This window comes from Psychrobacter sp. TB15 (genome assembly GCF_000511655.1).
Classification (GTDB): Bacteria; Pseudomonadota; Gammaproteobacteria; order Pseudomonadales; family Moraxellaceae; genus Psychrobacter; species Psychrobacter submarinus.
In genome coordinates this window covers 16,891-33,695 of the sequence record NZ_AYXN01000015.1, presented here as the reverse complement: position 1 = coordinate 33,695, position 16,805 = coordinate 16,891, and the positions used below count along the sequence as shown (strand labels likewise).

Annotated in this window: 7 protein-coding genes; 6 read left to right on the top strand and 1 reads right to left on the bottom strand. The window is 46.1% G+C overall.

What is annotated here, in order from left to right; translation table 11 throughout:
• Window positions 1-4: 4 nt before the first annotated feature.
• Window positions 5-9,967 carry a carboxypeptidase regulatory-like domain-containing protein gene (locus tag W234_RS0102935; RefSeq protein ID WP_025644578.1) on the top strand — a complete coding sequence of 3,321 codons (9,963 nt, stop codon included), beginning with the start codon at window positions 5-7 and terminating at the stop codon, window positions 9,965-9,967.
• A 206-nt stretch (window positions 9,968-10,173) separates the two neighbouring features.
• Complete coding sequence (gene purU / locus W234_RS0102930; RefSeq protein WP_084212606.1) at window positions 10,174-11,103, top strand: formyltetrahydrofolate deformylase; 930 nt, start codon at window positions 10,174-10,176, stop codon at window positions 11,101-11,103.
• Window positions 11,104-11,211: 108 nt separating this feature from the next.
• Here purU and W234_RS0102925 read toward each other — a convergent pair whose 3' ends face one another.
• Entirely contained in the window at window positions 11,212-12,003 is a 792-nt protein-coding gene (locus tag W234_RS0102925; protein ID WP_025644574.1) for an inner membrane protein YpjD, read from the bottom strand.
• Window positions 12,004-12,450: 447 nt separating this feature from the next.
• Here W234_RS0102925 and ffh point away from each other — a divergent pair, with 447 nt between their 5' ends.
• The 4 genes from ffh to W234_RS0102905 all read left to right on the top strand — a co-directional run bounded on the left by ffh (window position 12,451) and on the right by W234_RS0102905 (window position 16,763).
• A complete protein-coding gene (ffh, locus tag W234_RS0102920) occupies window positions 12,451-14,004 on the top strand; it encodes a signal recognition particle protein (RefSeq protein ID WP_025644572.1) in 1,554 nt (517 codons plus the stop codon).
• Between the two features lie 133 nt (window positions 14,005-14,137).
• On the top strand, window positions 14,138-14,854 hold the full coding sequence (tsaB, locus tag W234_RS0102915) for a tRNA (adenosine(37)-N6)-threonylcarbamoyltransferase complex dimerization subunit type 1 TsaB (RefSeq protein ID WP_051397401.1): 717 nt from the start codon (window positions 14,138-14,140) through the stop codon (window positions 14,852-14,854).
• 216 nt (window positions 14,855-15,070) lie between these two features.
• The gene (locus W234_RS0102910) at window positions 15,071-15,913 is read left to right on the top strand and encodes an undecaprenyl-diphosphate phosphatase (protein ID WP_025644568.1); all 843 of its coding nucleotides are present in this window, start codon (window positions 15,071-15,073) and stop codon (window positions 15,911-15,913) included.
• A 1-nt stretch (window position 15,914) separates the two neighbouring features.
• Complete coding sequence (locus tag W234_RS0102905; protein ID WP_025644566.1) at window positions 15,915-16,763, top strand: class I SAM-dependent methyltransferase; 849 nt, start codon at window positions 15,915-15,917, stop codon at window positions 16,761-16,763.
• Window positions 16,764-16,805 lie beyond the last annotated feature (42 nt).

Genomic DNA, 16,805 nt, shown 5'->3' with positions numbered 1-16,805 from the left:
AGATATGTTCTATAGCTCACTACCTCTTAGCTCTAAATTATTTAAGTTCACGGCGCTGTCTGTAGCGTTATCCTTAGCAGGCTGCGGCGGCGGTGGTGACGATGGCGGTACAGATATACTTCCGCCAAAACCAGATTTAGATAATCCAGGTACAGGTGACAATGGTGATAGTGGAAGTAACGATAACGATGGTAGTGATAATGGTGAGCAGACGCCTGCAGAAGACTTTAGTTTACAAAGACTTTATACCGTTCCAACTAATATTAAGCTTACAGACGAGCCTGTCACTTTTATTGTAACTGTAAAAGCGGTCGAAAACACAACCGGAGGCGCTGCCATCGATAAAGCGGTTAGCTTAAGTGTTGATGACACTAGCAATACGGGTGTGACTATTCAAGGCGCGAGCGTTCAAAATACTGATGACAAAGGTGAAGCCACCTATGAGCTAAGGCTCAACCCTTTAGTACTTAATGAGACGCAAAAAGCGGATTTACTTAATAATGGGTTTGGCTTAAAGGCTACGGCCAGTCGTCCCTCAGATGGCTCGACATTCACTCAAGTATTAAATGTTGGCGTCAGCAAAGAGGGTAGCGGCGATGGTACACAAACTGAGGTTAGTAGCTTAAATATAGAGAATAGCATTCAGACAAACTCTGTTTCGAACAATAAGCTCAACCCTTACGGCGATAGTGCTACCTTTAGTGTCATTCTCAAAAATACAGATGGTGCGCGTGCCAGTGATGTTGAAGTTGGAATAGGTATAGCTGATATTAAAGGTATCGCTATTGTCGGTGGCAATAGCAGAACCACTAACGAAAATGGCATTGCAACCTTTAATATTAAAATCGACGAAAATTTAACTAAAGCTCAGCGTGATACGCTATTAAATGGCGTAGTTTATGCGATTAATATTATCGAAAAAAATGGTGCTACTAAAGAAGTTACAGGCACACTGGAAGTATCGCTACCTATATCAGATTATAAGCTTGATATCTCAGGTAACGATAATAATCTCAATGCTTATGGCGACAAGCAAACGCTCACTATCAACGCTAACGCTATCAGTAATAAAGTACCAACAGATATTGAAAATACGCAAGTAACCATCAAACTTAACAATAACATCAAAGGGGTCAGTTTAAGTAAAGAGTCTCTGTTCCTTGATGCTAAAGGCCAAGCGCTCGTCGATATCGTAATTGCTCCGACATTGAGCACTGCAGATCGTAGCAAACTTGCACAAGACGGTATCAGCTATACAGTCACTTTATTTGAGCCAAACAAAGCGATTACTGTAGCGAATGGCGAGAGCCAGGTAGAGATACCCGCCGCGCAATATCAAATCAAGGCGGGCAGCGTCAGCAAACCTAGAATCTCAAGCTTTGGCAGTAGCGTGGACATCAGCTTTCGCGTAAGCGATAAAGACGGCGGCGCAGTTGCAGGCGAAACTGTCACCGCGCGCTTGCCTTCATTATTGACCCAAAACGGACTATTAGGCTTAGACAGCAATGCTACGCAAACTACGGATAATAAAGGTATGGTCAGCTATACCGTCAGTATTCCAAAAGGATTATCAGAAAGTAATCGCGCAATCTTAGAAAGCGCAGGTGGTTTTGTACTGAGTGCAAAAGCCACTGAGTCGTCAGGTGCAAGCAGCAACATTGATAGTAAACGCGTACAAATCACCGCAGAGAGTGAAACTATCTTAAGCTCTACGAGCGCTCCAAATGCGGTCAATGTGCTAAAAGATAGCTTCAGTATCCAAGTTGATGCCAAGCGCCCTGATGGTAGCGCCGCAAATGACAAACCGGTCAAACTGACTATCAATAACGTCTCAGGCGTGAGTATCGAAGGCAGCGAGAAGGTCACTAATAGTGCCGGTAAAGCTACCTTCAAAGTCAATATTCAAAACTTGACTGACACGCAGCGTGATAATTTAGTCAAAAATGGTATTCCTTACACCGTGACCTTAACTGACGATGATGGTATCACCAGTGAGTCGGATACCGTATCTGTCATCATGCCTGTCGCCGAATATAAAATAAACACAGGCACAGCAAGCAAAAACAAACTACTCAGTACTGGCGGCGAGACCACTATCAGCTTCCGTGTTAATGATAAAACTGGTGGTATCGTGGCAGGACAACAAGTGGTCGCGAGCTTGCCCAGTACCTTAACGCAAAAAGGGTTGGTCACACTTACTAGCGCCGCCAATCAAACGACAGATGCTCAAGGTATCGTTGACTATACTGTGCGCATCCCTGAAGGGTTGTCCGTTGATCAGCGTAAAGCTATTGAAAGCAGTGGATTTTCATTAACCGCAAGCCTGACAGAAACATCAGGTGTAAGCGTTAAAGCCAACAGTGAAAAAATTAATGTCAATGCGGATCCGACTAGGAGTGATATCGTCGTCAGCGCCAGCACTATGCCAAGCGTAGTCAATGTGTTGAAAGACAGCTTTAGTATTCGCGTGGCCGCCAAGCAGCCTAATGGCAATGCCGCTATCAATAAACCGGTTGAGCTTAATATCTCAGGGGTTAAAGGCATCAGTATCGCAGGCAATAAGCAAACGACAGATGGGTCGGGTAATGCCTCATTTACCATTAACATTGATCCAAGTCTAAGCTTGGCAGATCGCCGTACTATCGCCGCTAGTAATATCGATTATCAAGTTATCTTAACCGATAGTGATAGCAGTGCTATCGAAAGCTTTACCGCTCAGGCTGAGATACCGCAAGCACAGTACCAAATCAAGTTTGGGCAAATCACCAATAGAGAGCTGTCAAGTACTGGCGGCACAACCACAGTCAGCTTTCGCGTCAATGACAAAGATGGCGGCGTGATCGCAGGACAGAGCGTAACCGCAAGCTTACCGCAAGATCTCGTTAACGCTGGCGCCATCACTTTAGATGGAAACAGTAAAAAAGCCACAGATGCAAACGGCATGGTTAGCTTCAATGTGCGTGTGCCGACAGGGCTGACTGCTGAGCAAAGAACATTGCTCGAGGACAACAGCGGCTTCCCACTAAAGGTAATAGCCATTGAAGCGTCAGGGGCCAATAGTACGACTAGTACAGCAATTGGCGTCACCGATGAGGTGCAAAAAAGCCAAACCGTACTGACTGCACAGACTACGCCAAAAACGGTCAATGTCTTAAAAGACAGCTTTATCATCCAAGTCTCAGGCAAGCGTTCTGATGGCAGCGCGGCGACTGATAAAGTAATCAAGCTCACCATCGACAACGTCGAAGGCATGAGCGTTCAAGACAATGAGCAGGCGACCGATAGTGCTGGTAACGCCTCCTTTACTGTCAATATCGACCCAAGCTTAACCAAAGCTCAGCGTGACGCCATCGCAAAATCTGGCATCAGCTATACTGCTGTCTTAACTGACGCTGACGGTGTGAGCACGCAAAGATTTGAATCAGCGGCAGTCGTGCCTGAGGCGCAATACAAAATCAGCTTTGGTCAGATCAGTAGTGCGCAGTTATCAAGCGCTGGCAGCACAACCACGGTCAGCTTCCGTGTCAATGACAGAAATGGCGGTGTCATCGCAGGTCAAAAGGTGGTTGCCGAACTGCCAGCTGCACTGGTTAAAGCCGGCTTGATAACGCTAGACGGTAGCGCGACGCAAACCACTGACAATAACGGTATGGTCAGCTTTAATGTGCGCATACCAACAGGGTTGAGTGCTAATCAGAAAAAACAGCTTGAAGATAATACTGGCTTTCCATTAAAAGTCAAAGCTATTGAGGCATCAGGCGCTAGTAGCACAGCCAGTACGACAATTGGCGTAACTGATAAAGCCCAAGTCAGCAAAACCATCCTACGCACTCAAGTAACGCCAAGAACTGTCAATATTTTAAAAGATAGCTTTACCATTCAAGTCTCAGGTAAGCGTCCTGATGGTAGTGCGGCGGCATATAAAGTGGCGAAGCTCACAATCAATGCCACTGGTATCAGCGTCGAAGACGATGAGCGAGCGACAGACGATGCCGGTAATGCCACGTTTACTGTCAATATCGATCCAAATCTTAGCAAGGCTGAGCGTGAGGCGCTAGTGACCTCAGGTATTGATTATACTGTCAGCCTAACTGACGATGATGGTGTGGCCAGCAGTAAGTCTAATGTGTCTGTAATGATCCCTGCTGCAGAGTATCAGATCAATTTCGGTCAGCTTAGCAACACGCAATTGTCAAGCTCAGGCGGCAGCACTGTCGTCAGCTTCCGCGTTAATGATAAAAGAGGCGGCGTGATTGCAGGGCAAGAGGTGACTGCCGAATTGCCTGAAAAGCTGGTCGGACTTCTTATCCTAGATGGTCAAGCGACCAAAGCGACCAATGAGAGTGGTGTGGTCAGTTATACGGTTCGCGTTCCTGCCGGACTCAATGCCGATCAGAAGAAAACGCTTGAATCTGCTAATCAGTTTGTATTGATGGCAAGTATGGTTGAAGCGTCAGGGGCCCGCAGTGAACAGCCAAGTGCTAGCATTAGTATTAGCAGTAAGGTTGCCGTGAGTAAAACCCGTGTCCGCTCAAATACTATCCCCAGTGTGGTCAATATTCTAAAAGACCAGTTTAAGATCCAAGTATCTGGTAAGCGCGTTGATGGTAGCGCCGTGTCTGATAAAGCCGTTAAGCTGATTATCAAAGATGCGCCTGGTATTAGCATCGAAGGCAATGAGCAGATCACAGATGCTGCGGGTAATGCCGTCTTTACTATTAATATTGACCCAAGCCTCACTCAAGAACAGCGTGAAAAACTGGCAGCAAGTGGTATCAATTACACGGCTGTATTGACAGATACCGATGGAATCTCTGAAGAGAGCTTTACCGTGGCGGCATCTGTTCCTGATGCCGAGTATAATATCAAGGCAAGCCCAAGCAGCACTACTCAGCTGCCAAGCTCAGGCGGCTCAGTGGTCGTCAGCTTCCGCGTGACGGACAAGTCAGGCGGCGTTATCGCCGATCAAAGCGTCACTGCAAGCTTACCCAAAGCATTGGCAGAGGCAGGGTTATTGGCCTTTAGCGGCAGTGCGGCGCAGACGACCAATGCTCAAGGTGTGGTCAATTATACGATCAACGTCCCTAGCAATCTAAATGCCGCTCAAAAAGCGCAGCTAGAGGGTGTCAAAGGCTTTAAGGTTAAAGCGATTCTAGCAGAAACCTCAGGCGCGCGCACGCCAGTTGAGAGTCAATCAATTACCATTAGTGCCTCTAGTAAGACCACCTTGACATCAAATAGTACGCCAAGTGTCATCAATATTCTAAAAGACAGCTTTGTTATAAACGTACGCGGCAAACGCCCAGATGGCAGCGCCGCCGCCGGCAAAGCTGTCAAACTGGTTATTGATAGCACACCTGGCCTGAGTATCGAAAATAGTGAAGGGCGCACCAATGCCTCAGGTACAGCCAGCTTCACTGTCAACATCGACCCAAGCCTCACTCGCAAACAACGTGAGGCCATTGCCGCCAATGGCATTGCTTATACCGCCATCCTAACCGATGACGACGGTATCGAAGAGCAAAGTTTCACGGCAAATGCTGAAGCACCTGAAGCACAGTACCAAATCAACTTTGGCACGAGCAGTCAAACCCAGCTACCAAGCTCAGGTGGCAGCACCGTCATCACCTTCCGCGTCAATGATAAAAACGGCGGCGTGATTGCAGGTACTGATGTTACTGCCAAGTTACCGGACAATCTAGCTGGGCTTGTGACGTTAGATGGTAGCGCCGCACAAGTCACCAATGATCAAGGTGAAGTCAGATACACGGTACGCGTGCCTCAAGGTCTAGATGCAGCGCAAAAGCAAACGCTTGAAGATGCCAGTGGTTTTGTATTAACAGCCCGCGTCACCGATGCTCTCGGACGCAGTACAGAGGCCACAAGTAACAATATACTCATCACTGATGATACTGTCCTTAGCGATATCGTGCTCAGTACCAACGCTACCCCTAATGGCGTCAGTGTCTACGATGATCAGTTTATCGTTACTATCACAGGCAAATACCCTGATGGTAGTGCTGCGCTTGGTAAACAGGTCAAATTGAGTATCCAAGACGCGCCAGGTGTGGTCATCGAAGACAGTGAGCAGACGACTGACAAAGCCGGCCGAGTCACCTTTACAGTCAATATCACGCAGCCGCTAACCGAGGCTCAAAAAAGTGCGCTGATTAAAAACGGCATCAACTACGTCGCCACCATCACCGATGACAATAACCTTAAAAAGTCTATCAGCGATAATATAACGGTCAAAGAGCCTGCAACCAGCTTATATTTCGCCTCTATCGTCACCCCAACCATCAGCGAGCTTGGCGGCGAGGGCATCATCAAGGTACAATTGTTAAACAATAAAACCAATAGTGCTGCAGAAGGCCAAGAGGTCAGTATCCTCCTTGGCAAAAAAGCGCAGGACTATGGCGTTACGGTCAATACCGACAGCAGTACCATCGACTTCAACGGTGAAACGACCTTTATCGTAACTATCCCTGAAGGGTTGAGCTATGAAGAGCGTGAAGAGCTCAAAAATGTTGGCATCAATTATCAGCTGTCTTATGTTGAAAAAGGCGGTAAATATACCTCTAATATTGGACAAATTAACATTGTCAGACCAGCAGTTGATCTGAGCGTCTTAAATAACCCAACGCTTATCAACAACCGTCCGTACTATACCTTGAATGGTGAAGGCGATACGGTCGTTGTAGGTGCAGGTATCAGCACAGAGACCACCAATATCCCAATCAGTGGTCAACCGGTGACCATTGACTTTAAGGACAGAGCATTAGCAAAGCTATTGACCGTTAATGGCAAAGCAGGTGATAGTATCACCTCTGTGACCACAGACGCTAGCGGTAATGTCAGCTTTACCGTCACTGTGCCTAATAACTTAACTAAAGAGCAAAAAGCGGCGCTAAAAAACAAAACGCTTGAAGCTGTGTTGCGTGAAACTTTGACAGGTAAAACGCAAGCGATTGAGTTCAATGTACAGTCCACTAAAGCCGCGATTGATCTGATTGATTTGACACCTACGCCACTCAATCTAAACGGTGGTGAAACACAGGTTGAAGTGATTGCTAAAGACAGTCAAGACAATGTGATTGCAGGGCAAAAGGTTTTCTTGGCACTGCCTGCTGCGATTGCAGAGCAAGGCGTGCGTCTGGTCAGCGGTAAAGAGCAGGTCACTAATAATTCAGGGGTAGCTAGTTATACCCTTGCCGTACCAGCAGGGCTGACAGAGGAACAGAAAAAAGCGATTGGTTCAAGCTTTTTTATCGTCTTCTCAGCAGCGGATGCCAATGGTAATATCGCTACCCAAACTAGTACTGTTACTACGACTACGCCTAGTAGTGCTACAGGTACGACAGAAAGTATCGCTATCGGCGCTAATAAGGTAGTTAGTACTAAAGGTGATACCTTTAAAGTCTTTGTACGCGCGACAGATAATGATAAGGCTATTGGTAATCGTGAAGTGCGCCTAAGCGTTGATAATCCGATTCAAACAGGCGTTAGTATAGTTGGTAGTAGTACAGCCAGTACTAATAGTGACGGTGTGGCAACATTTGACCTTAAACTTGAGCCTGGCGCTAATGTCAATCAAGCGATTTTAGAGGCAGGTATCAAGGTCACAGCGACAACTAAAACGACTGGTGGCTTTGATATTGAGTCAGACTATATTGTACCTGTAGATACCGCGACCATTGATGAGTATCAGATCCTTGTCAGCTCTGATAAGTCCACGCTAACTACTGGTGGAGATCAAACCAATGCCACCTTCCGCGTGACTGACAGTAAAGGCGGTATCCTAGCCGGCGTTCCTGTACAGCTGGCTATTACCAATCTAGCGGCGAGTGGAGCGGCACTTACGACACCAAGCATGGTAACCACTGATGCAAATGGTCAAATTGATGTCGGCGTACTTTTAGCCGCCGGCAGTATTAATGCGCGCCTAAATCACACTATTGATATTGAAGCCAAGATAGTTACCCCTGAATATGATGCTAATGGTGTTGTCACATTGACTACCCGTGAAAGTAAAATTCTAAGTCTATCAGCGGTGGGTACAAAAATTAGTATCGAAGCGAGTAATACTAAGCTACAAGATGGTGAGACGATTACCATCACTACTATACTTGTTGATGGTGCAGGGCAGACGATTGGTAATACAGCAATGCAGCTGGTTGACGCGAATGGTGATTTAATTACACCAGCGGCAATAGCAAATACTAATAGCGATGGACAGGCAACTTTTGAAGTCAAAGAGGATCAGCTTACCTTTGACAGTAACGGCAACTTGCAAGTGTTTGCGCGCGCTGTTGGCGAGGATAGTATCAATACTCAGCGTAGTCTTACTAGCATTGATCTGGTCAAAGTCTCGCAAGCAGGCATCAGCTTTATTAACATTGAAAAGCTGTATGATGTCAATGAGCCACAAGAGATTCAAATCCAAATCCGTGCTGATAATGCTAACCAAGCGAATTCACTGATAGGGAAGCAAGTAGAGTTACAAACCTCATTAGGTAGCTTAATTACTAGTTATATCAGTAAATTTAACGGTGAAGTTGTTGTCTCTAAACCCATTAAACCCAGCGATATTCAAGGCAACGTCATTACTGTAAAATTTTGGCTGAAGTCTGAGCTTGCTGGCACAGCGGTACTACAGGCGACAGTATTAGGCGCAACCCTACAAAACGGCGAGCCCCGTTATCAGACCACTGTTGATACACGCTTCCGTGCGACAACCCCTGCAAAAATGCTGTTCCAAGCGGTTAAATCGGTTATCACTCCTGGCACCAGCACCGAAGTTGTCGCGACGGTCAAAGATGAAAATGATGTACCCGTCGAAGGGCAAACGGTCGTATTCAGTCGTGCGTCAGATTCTTCAACGGGCCGCTTATCGGCTGCAACAGCAGTAACAGATAGTAGAGGTGAGGCGCGTGTCGTCTATCAAGCCAATGCCAGCTCACCTATCGGCGGTGTGATTATCAACGCACGCTTATTGCAAGATGATGCCAATATCGGTAGTAAGACCACTAACATTACCGTCTCAGAAGAAGCGGTCTATACTACTTTAGCATTCGCTAATAAGTTATCTTCTGATGATATTTACTATACGGTACGTGGTTCGATATCAGTCATGGATGGCTCTGGTCGTGCTGTAGCGGATCAGGAGGTATCAATTAAGTCTTATGCAACGGAATATGCTCAAGGCGTATATTGTTTATTAAATAGCACAACGACTTATCAAGCTGCTGATATCGATGAGCTTGATGAATTTGGCAATGTGATTCAAACCACTACACCTGAGCCTCAAGTATTCTCTGAAAAAACGCCAGTACCACTACGTTCTGATTGGTATCCTACTGAAGATGCCAACTATAACTACACTTTAGACCAAGACTCAGACCCTATTTCAAATGAAGATAGAAATCTAAATGGTACACTCGAAGCTATCAATCCCGTGACTATCATTGGTGGTACGCTCTCAGATGACGGTTATTCGTTTGTTACAGATGATGAAGGCCGTGCAGACTTTGAGATTCGCTACCCACTACGTTACTCTAACTGGGTAAAAGTACGGTTCGACGCCTCTACCTTTGTCAACGGAAGCGAAAACACCCAGAGTATTAACTTCCAGCTACCGGTAGCAGTAGACGACTTATCCGTTAGTGGTGACGACCTGATAACACCTTGGATTGGTAATACCAGTCCGTTTGGTGATGGTGGCGCAAGATGTGCTAATAGTTTAAGCGTAACAATTAATGAGAACGAGTCACGTACTAGAGTCACTCTATCTCCTTATTCGCCAAACTATAATGTAACAATTAATGGTCAGTCATCAAGTAATCAGCCAAACGCAGGCTTCAATACTTATATTATAGATTTTAACCAAGCGTTCGAACTTGGGTCAACAGTTTCTGTTAATAGAAATGGTTTTGGCTTCTCCAAAGCTATTAAGCTAAGTGATAACTAAAGAGTTATCTAACTGATCTCTCAGTTTGTTTCGCCTAAACCCTCAACCCCGCGTTGGGGGTTTTTTACATTCATAATCTAAATAACCAAATACAAGTAACTCAATCAGCAAAGTTTTGCAAAATCTATTAAAATAGCCGATTTGCTATGCCATTAGAATACTTTTAACTGATGGCAGGCTACGTTTCATTTTTAATTGGGCGCACTATGTCAGACAATACCACGACTGCTACAGCAAGCATAAAGTCGAGCAAAACTTCTCAAAATGTACTATCTACTGATGTTATTGATACCGCGACGCTACTCATTAAGTGCCGCGATCAAGCGGGCATCGTGCAAGCGGTATCTGAATTTATTCATCGCTATGGCGCGAACATCATCACCTTAGATCAGTACTCCACCGCGCATGAGGGCGGGCAGTACTTTATGCGTTTAGAGTTTGCTTTGGCAGGCTTGAGCGAAATTATGGATAACTTTGAGGCCAGTTTTGCGCATACGGTTGCTAAGCGCCACAACATGACGTGGCGGCTACACAACAATGCCATCAAGACCAAAGTCGGTATCTTAGTGTCAAAGTTCGATCATGCATTATTGGACTTATTATGGCGTCATCAGCGCGGCTTGCTCGATTGTGATATTACGTGTGTGGTCAGCAACCATCCTGACCTGCGCCAAGCGGTAGAAAACTTTGGCATCACTTTTCATCATGTACCGGTGATGAAGGACAACAAAGCAGATGCCGAAGAGCAGATTCATACGCTGATGGCAGGCAATGACTTATTGGTATTGGCGCGTTATATGCAGATATTGTCGTCCGATTTTGTCAAACGCTGGCCGATGCAGGTGATTAATATCCATCACTCATTCTTGCCGGCGTTTGTCGGTGCAGATCCGTATCGGCAGGCTTATGAGAAAGGCGTAAAATTGATTGGCGCGACGGCTCATTATGTTACCGCCGAGCTCGATCAAGGTCCTATTATTGAGCAAGATGTGCACCGCGTCACCCACAGACAAGGGGTAACAGAATTACGCGCTATTGGTCGAGATATTGAGCGCAATGTGTTAGCGCGCGCGGTCAATTGGCACGTCCAAAACCGAGTGATAGTCGCTGGTAATAAGACCGTGGTGTTTAATTAAGGTATTTAATTAAATAGTGCTGAAATCACTGTAAGTCAGTAAAAAGGCCGCCAGTCATTTTCTATTATGACTGGCGGCCTTTTTATGTTTGCTGCTTGAAAATACCAACTATAGCAGCATTTCTAATACAAACTTGCTGCCAATAAAGCCAATTGCCAATAAGATAAACGCATAAATGGTCATATTGGCAGCACGTTTGCCGCGTAGGCCGCCGCGCCAATTGCCTATTAATAATAAGCCAAATAGCAACCAAGACAGGACGCTGAATACGGTTTTGTGGGCGATGTGCTGTGCCATCAGGTCTTCAACGTAGATAAACCCGATACCTAGCGCTACGCTCAGCAGTACAAAGCCGACTAAGATCATATCGAATAGTAAACCTTCCATACTTTGTAGGGAGGGTAATTTATTGACCCAAAAGCGATGGATGGTTTTGTGCTTAAGCTCACGAATTTGTAGGCGTAAAAACAGCGCTTGTACCGCAGCCATCAGTAGCACACAGTAAGCAGCAAAGGAGAGGATAATATGTGTCTCTAGGCCTAAGCTGACCTCAGTTAACGGCTGATAGGGCGCGCGGCCGACATAGCCTGCGGTCATACCTAGCAATGCAGTAGGCGCCGCCAAAATCCCTAAACTGATAATAGGGCGGTACAATGAGAACAGCACGTAAAAAAGTAAGAAAAACAAACTGGTTAGACTAAGGACGTTAAATAGATTAAAATTTAAACCATAAAGCGTGACAATATAAGGATATAGCAGCACTGCATGAGCAAGCATCCCGATTAATAGCAGCGCAAGGCTAACGGATTTATGGATAACTCTATTCGTCGTCAACGCCCAGCCGATATAAAGACTGACCACAATATAAGCCGTACTGGCAATCACAAACGCAAGTAACACAGGCATGCCTCATGAAGTAGCAGCGGCGCAAAACTATCGCTATTATGACTTAGCGGCGCTCAAGTGACTGCTAAAATGATATGATTAGAATAATCGTTCAATTTATCATAAAATGGTCTCTAATTGAGAATCATCTCATTTATTATTTTTGCTATAAGTTTTGATACAGCTCATCCTAAAGACAAAGAGTACAGCTACAGTAGCACTGTATTTATCTTATAGTGGATTGGCTATACCTTTATTTTATTCTCGCTTTAGGACTATTATGTCGAGTTAAACTAGCAATGGCTCGTTACCGCTGATATACGAAGCTGGTCTATAAAGTCCAATCCCTATTTAGTAATCATTTATTTGTTATAAGCTACAGAACACAGAACACAGAACACAGAACACAGAACACAGAACACAGAACACGTTAAAACATTCACTGAAATACGAGACATACTTATGTTTGATACCTTAACCGAACGCTTATCATCGAGTTTGCGCAATATCGCTGGTACCGGACAGCTTACCGAAGACAATATCAAAGATACGCTGCGCGAAGTGCGTATGGCATTACTAGAGGCTGACGTGGCGCTACCTGTCACCCGTGACTTTGTCAAACGTGTCAAAGAGCAGGCACTGGGTGCTGAGGTGCTAAAAGAGCTGGCGCCGGGCCAAGCCTTTGTCAAAATCGTCCATGACGAGCTGACCGAGATGATGGGCAGCGCCAATCAGCAACTAGAGATGACGGGTAAGCCGCCAGTCGTTTACTTGCTCGCCGGTCTACAAGGGGCGGGTAAAACCACCACTGCCGGTAAGCTTGCCAAGTACTTACAAGAGCGGCAAAAGAAAAAAGTCATGCTGGTCTCAGCCGACGTCTATCGTCCAGCCGCGATTAAGCAACTTGAGCAAGTCGCCGGGCAAGTGAATGCTAAGTTTGTCAATTCTACGGTGGAAGAAGATCCAATTGAAATTGCCAAGCGCGCTATCGAAGAGGCAAAAATTCAATATCAAGACATCTTGATCATCGATACCGCCGGCCGCCTTGCCATCGATGAGGCGATGATGAACGAAATTAAAGCGCTAACGGCGGCGGTCAATCCGTCTGAGACGCTGTTCGTCGTTGATGCCATGACTGGGCAAGATGCGGCTAATACCGCTAAGGCCTTTAACGATGCGCTGCCATTAACGGGCGTTATCCTCACCAAAACTGATGGTGATGCGCGCGGCGGTGCGGCGTTATCAGTACGCGCTATCACCGGTAAGCCTATCAAGTTCTTAGGACGCGGCGAGCAGTTAGACGCGCTTGAGGCCTTCCATCCTGAGCGTATCGCCCAGCGTATCCTTGGCATGGGTGACGTACTCAGCCTAGTAGAAGAGGTCGAGCAAAAGATTGACCGTGATAAAGCTGAAAAAATGGCGAAAAAGATGCAAAAGGGCGGTGACTTCGACCTTGAGGATCTATTGACCCAGTTTCAGCAAATGAAGAGTATGGGCGGTATGGCAGGGTTTTTAGATAAGATGCCGGGTATGGGCGGCTCTGATATGCAAAAGGCCGTCGAAGACGCTAAGCCTGAAGAAAAAGTGCGTGAGATGGAAGCGCTTATCAATTCGATGACGCCGTTTGAGCGTAAAAACCCAGATAAGATCAACCCAAGCCGCAAGCGCCGTATTGCCGCAGGCTCTGGGCGTGAGATTCAAGACGTCAACCGTTTGCTCAAGCAGCACAAGCAAATGGCAAAGATGATGAAAATGATCTCAAAGCCAGAAGGCATCAGTAAAATGATGAAGTCGATGCAAGGGCTAATGGGCGGTGGCGGCGCAGCGGGTGGCGGTGGTCCGTTATTCGGCGGCGGTAGTGCCAAAGGGCAAGGCGGCATGAAAAATGTCAATCAAGCCGAAATGGCTAAGCAGATGGGTCTCGATCCTAACAATATGCCAAGCGCGGAAGACATGCAAAAGCAAATGGCGGATATGCAAAATCAGATGCCAAAGGGCTTTAAAAAGCGCTTTTAATAAATATTATAGTGATGCATGACAAAGCCTCAAAGCTAGCTTTAGCTTTGAGGCTTTGTGTTATGATAAGCGCTATTTATAACTACCAATTTGCTAGCAAAAAATGAAGTCTTTAACATAAGCCGAGGTCATGATGTTTTTAGCTATGGATACCGTGTTTGATCAGTGTTCGGTCGCCATATTGGATGGCGAAGGGCAAGTTGTCTTTAGCCAAACCGAAAAAGGCAAACGTGAGCAAACGCGGCAAATACTGCCGATGATAGAAGCGGCTTTGCAGGCTAGCGACTTGCCGCTTAGCGATATGCGGGCACTGATATTCAATCGTGGCCCAGGCGCTTTTAGTGGTATTCGTATCAATACTGCGGTGATACAAGCGCTATCGGTGGCGCATGATTTGCCTTGTGTCGGCGTATCGAGTTTGCAGGCTATCGCGCAGAGTGCATATCAGCAATACGGCTTAACGCACGTTTATAGTGCTCTTGATGCGCGTATGCATCAAGTATACTTTGGTGAGTATGCGCTAGCAGATAACGACAGTCGAAGTGCGATTATGCAGCCCATGCTGACTACTGCTAAAGGTAATGCGGATGAAGAGAACGGTACGGAGCGCTTATTAGATTATGAGCGTCAAACGGATAATAATTTGCCGATAGTAGGCAATGGCGCAAGCTTACTCACTTTGCAAGATGAGCAAATCATGCATGACGATATTTGGCCAGATGCGGTGATCATTGGCCAAATTGGTATCGCAAAGTTTATGGCGGAGGGCGGTACAGAGGCGGCAGGCGCATTGCCAAAGTATCTGCGTAATCAGGCTTGGAAGACTCTAAAAGAGCAAGGCAAAGCTTAAGGGGCTTAACGGTTATCTATTTGTTTTTTTTAACAAAAAATATTCAATATAAAAATGTTGTAGCGCTACTGGGATGAATTTTGCGCAGCATCGAATAAAAGCAGCACGCAAGGAGGGCTTATACCAGTAGCGCCCTTCAATTCATGACAACATTGTTTTTAATTAACTATATCATCATATCGAGCAGGCGCTACGTCTGTGGTTAGGAAAGCGTACGTGGACATTATTTTATTTATTCAAGCCGTCATCATGGGTATCGTAGAAGGTATCACTGAGTTTTTACCCATCTCTAGCACCGGCTATCTGATTTTATCTGCTGATATCATGGGCTTTTGGACCAAAGAAAAGGTCGATCTGTTCGTCGTCGTGGTACAGCTAGGCGCTATTCTCGCGGTTATTTACGACTATTGGGGCAGGCTGTGGCAAGCGCTGATAGGGCTGATAACCGGTAAGTCTGAAACGATGGGCAATCCGCGTCAGCTCGGGCTTAGTTTGATTGTCGCCACTATTCCGGTGATGATCGTTGGCTTTACTTTCGCCGATCAGATCAAGGCGTACCTGTTTAATCCTATTGTTGTCGCTATTATGCTCATCATCGGTGGTCTGCTGATATTTTATGTCGAAAAGCGCCCGAAAACGATTATCGCCAAAGAGGCAGAAGAGGTGAGTTTTAAGACCGCGCTAATGATAGGTCTATGTCAATGTTTAGCGTTAATACCAGGCACCTCGCGCTCGGGCGCAACCATTATCGGTGCGCTTTGGCTTGGCGTTTCGCGTAAGGCTTCGGCAGAGTTTTCTTTCTTTTTAGGTATCCCAGTGATCGTTGGTGCAGGCTTGCTTGATTTAGCGAAGCATCATGAGGTACTGGCTAGCAGTGAAGATTGGCTGGTATTAGCGATAGGCACGGTCGTGTCCTTTATCGTAGCGCTGCTATGCATACGCTGGTTGGTTGCTTGGGTAAGTCGCCGCGACTTTACTATTTTTGCTTGGTTACGCATTGTCACCGGCGTTATCGTGTTACTAGCAGCTTGGGTGTTTGGGTATCAGTTTGCCGGATAAAATGATAAAACTACTTTATGTTGACCACTCGCAGCTTGCCGCTGTTGAGCGCCTGCAGACATTAATTGCTGATAATCAACTGCCAATAACGCTCGCTGTAGAGCGCATTAAAGGTAAAATAAAACAGCGGTTAGCAGCACTAAATGCTGAAGGCGAGCAAGCCGCTTTGTTATTGGATAACAAAAATAAACTATCCTTATTAAAGGATGGTCTCAGCGTAGCACCAGAGTGGGATAAATTGCAGCGGCGGGTAGTGAGCGCCGGGCGTAAGTCGGAGCTGATATTAAGGGCGGCAAAAATCAGCGCAGACAGCCAAGTGATAGACGCAACCGCAGGCTTTGGTCATGACAGTTTGATATTGGCCAGCACCGGCGCACAAGTCACCATGCTCGAGCAAGAGCCGCTTATGGCATTATTACTATTCAGTGAGCAGCAGCGCATGAGTGCACAGCCCAACTGGCAAAAACTGATGGCGCGCTTAACTATTATCAACACGGACGCACTAAGTTATTTTGCTCAATTGCAAAAAAACACGACTGACCAAGCCGTAGCCGTTAATGTCGTTTATTTAGATCCGATGTTTCCAGAAGACAGCTATCAAGATAGTAAGACTGGCAAAGGCGCAAAAGTCGGCAAGCAGATGCAAGCGCTGCATCACCTCGCTCATCCGCCGACTTTAGATGAAGAGATGGCATTACTAAATAAAGCGCAGGCCGTGGTGGCCGATAATCAAGAAGGACGAGGACGGGTTATCGTCAAGCGTCCGCAGCAAGCGCCATTTTTGTCTCAGCAAAATCCCGATGAGAGTTGGCATAATGCAGCCGTCCGCTTTGATGGTTATTTCGTTTAGTGGAATATGAGCCATTATGTTTATATTGATCTTTAGTAGCAG

Coding starts and splice junctions, on each gene's coding strand:
- purU (WP_084212606.1), top strand. CDS start 10,174: ATGTCAGACAATACCACGACTGCTACAGCAAGCATAAAGTCGAGCAAA.
- W234_RS0102905 (WP_025644566.1), top strand. CDS start 15,915: ATGATAAAACTACTTTATGTTGACCACTCGCAGCTTGCCGCTGTTGAG.
- ffh (WP_025644572.1), top strand. CDS start 12,451: ATGTTTGATACCTTAACCGAACGCTTATCATCGAGTTTGCGCAATATC.
- tsaB (WP_051397401.1), top strand. CDS start 14,138: ATGTTTTTAGCTATGGATACCGTGTTTGATCAGTGTTCGGTCGCCATA.
- W234_RS0102935 (WP_025644578.1), top strand. CDS start 5: ATGTTCTATAGCTCACTACCTCTTAGCTCTAAATTATTTAAGTTCACG.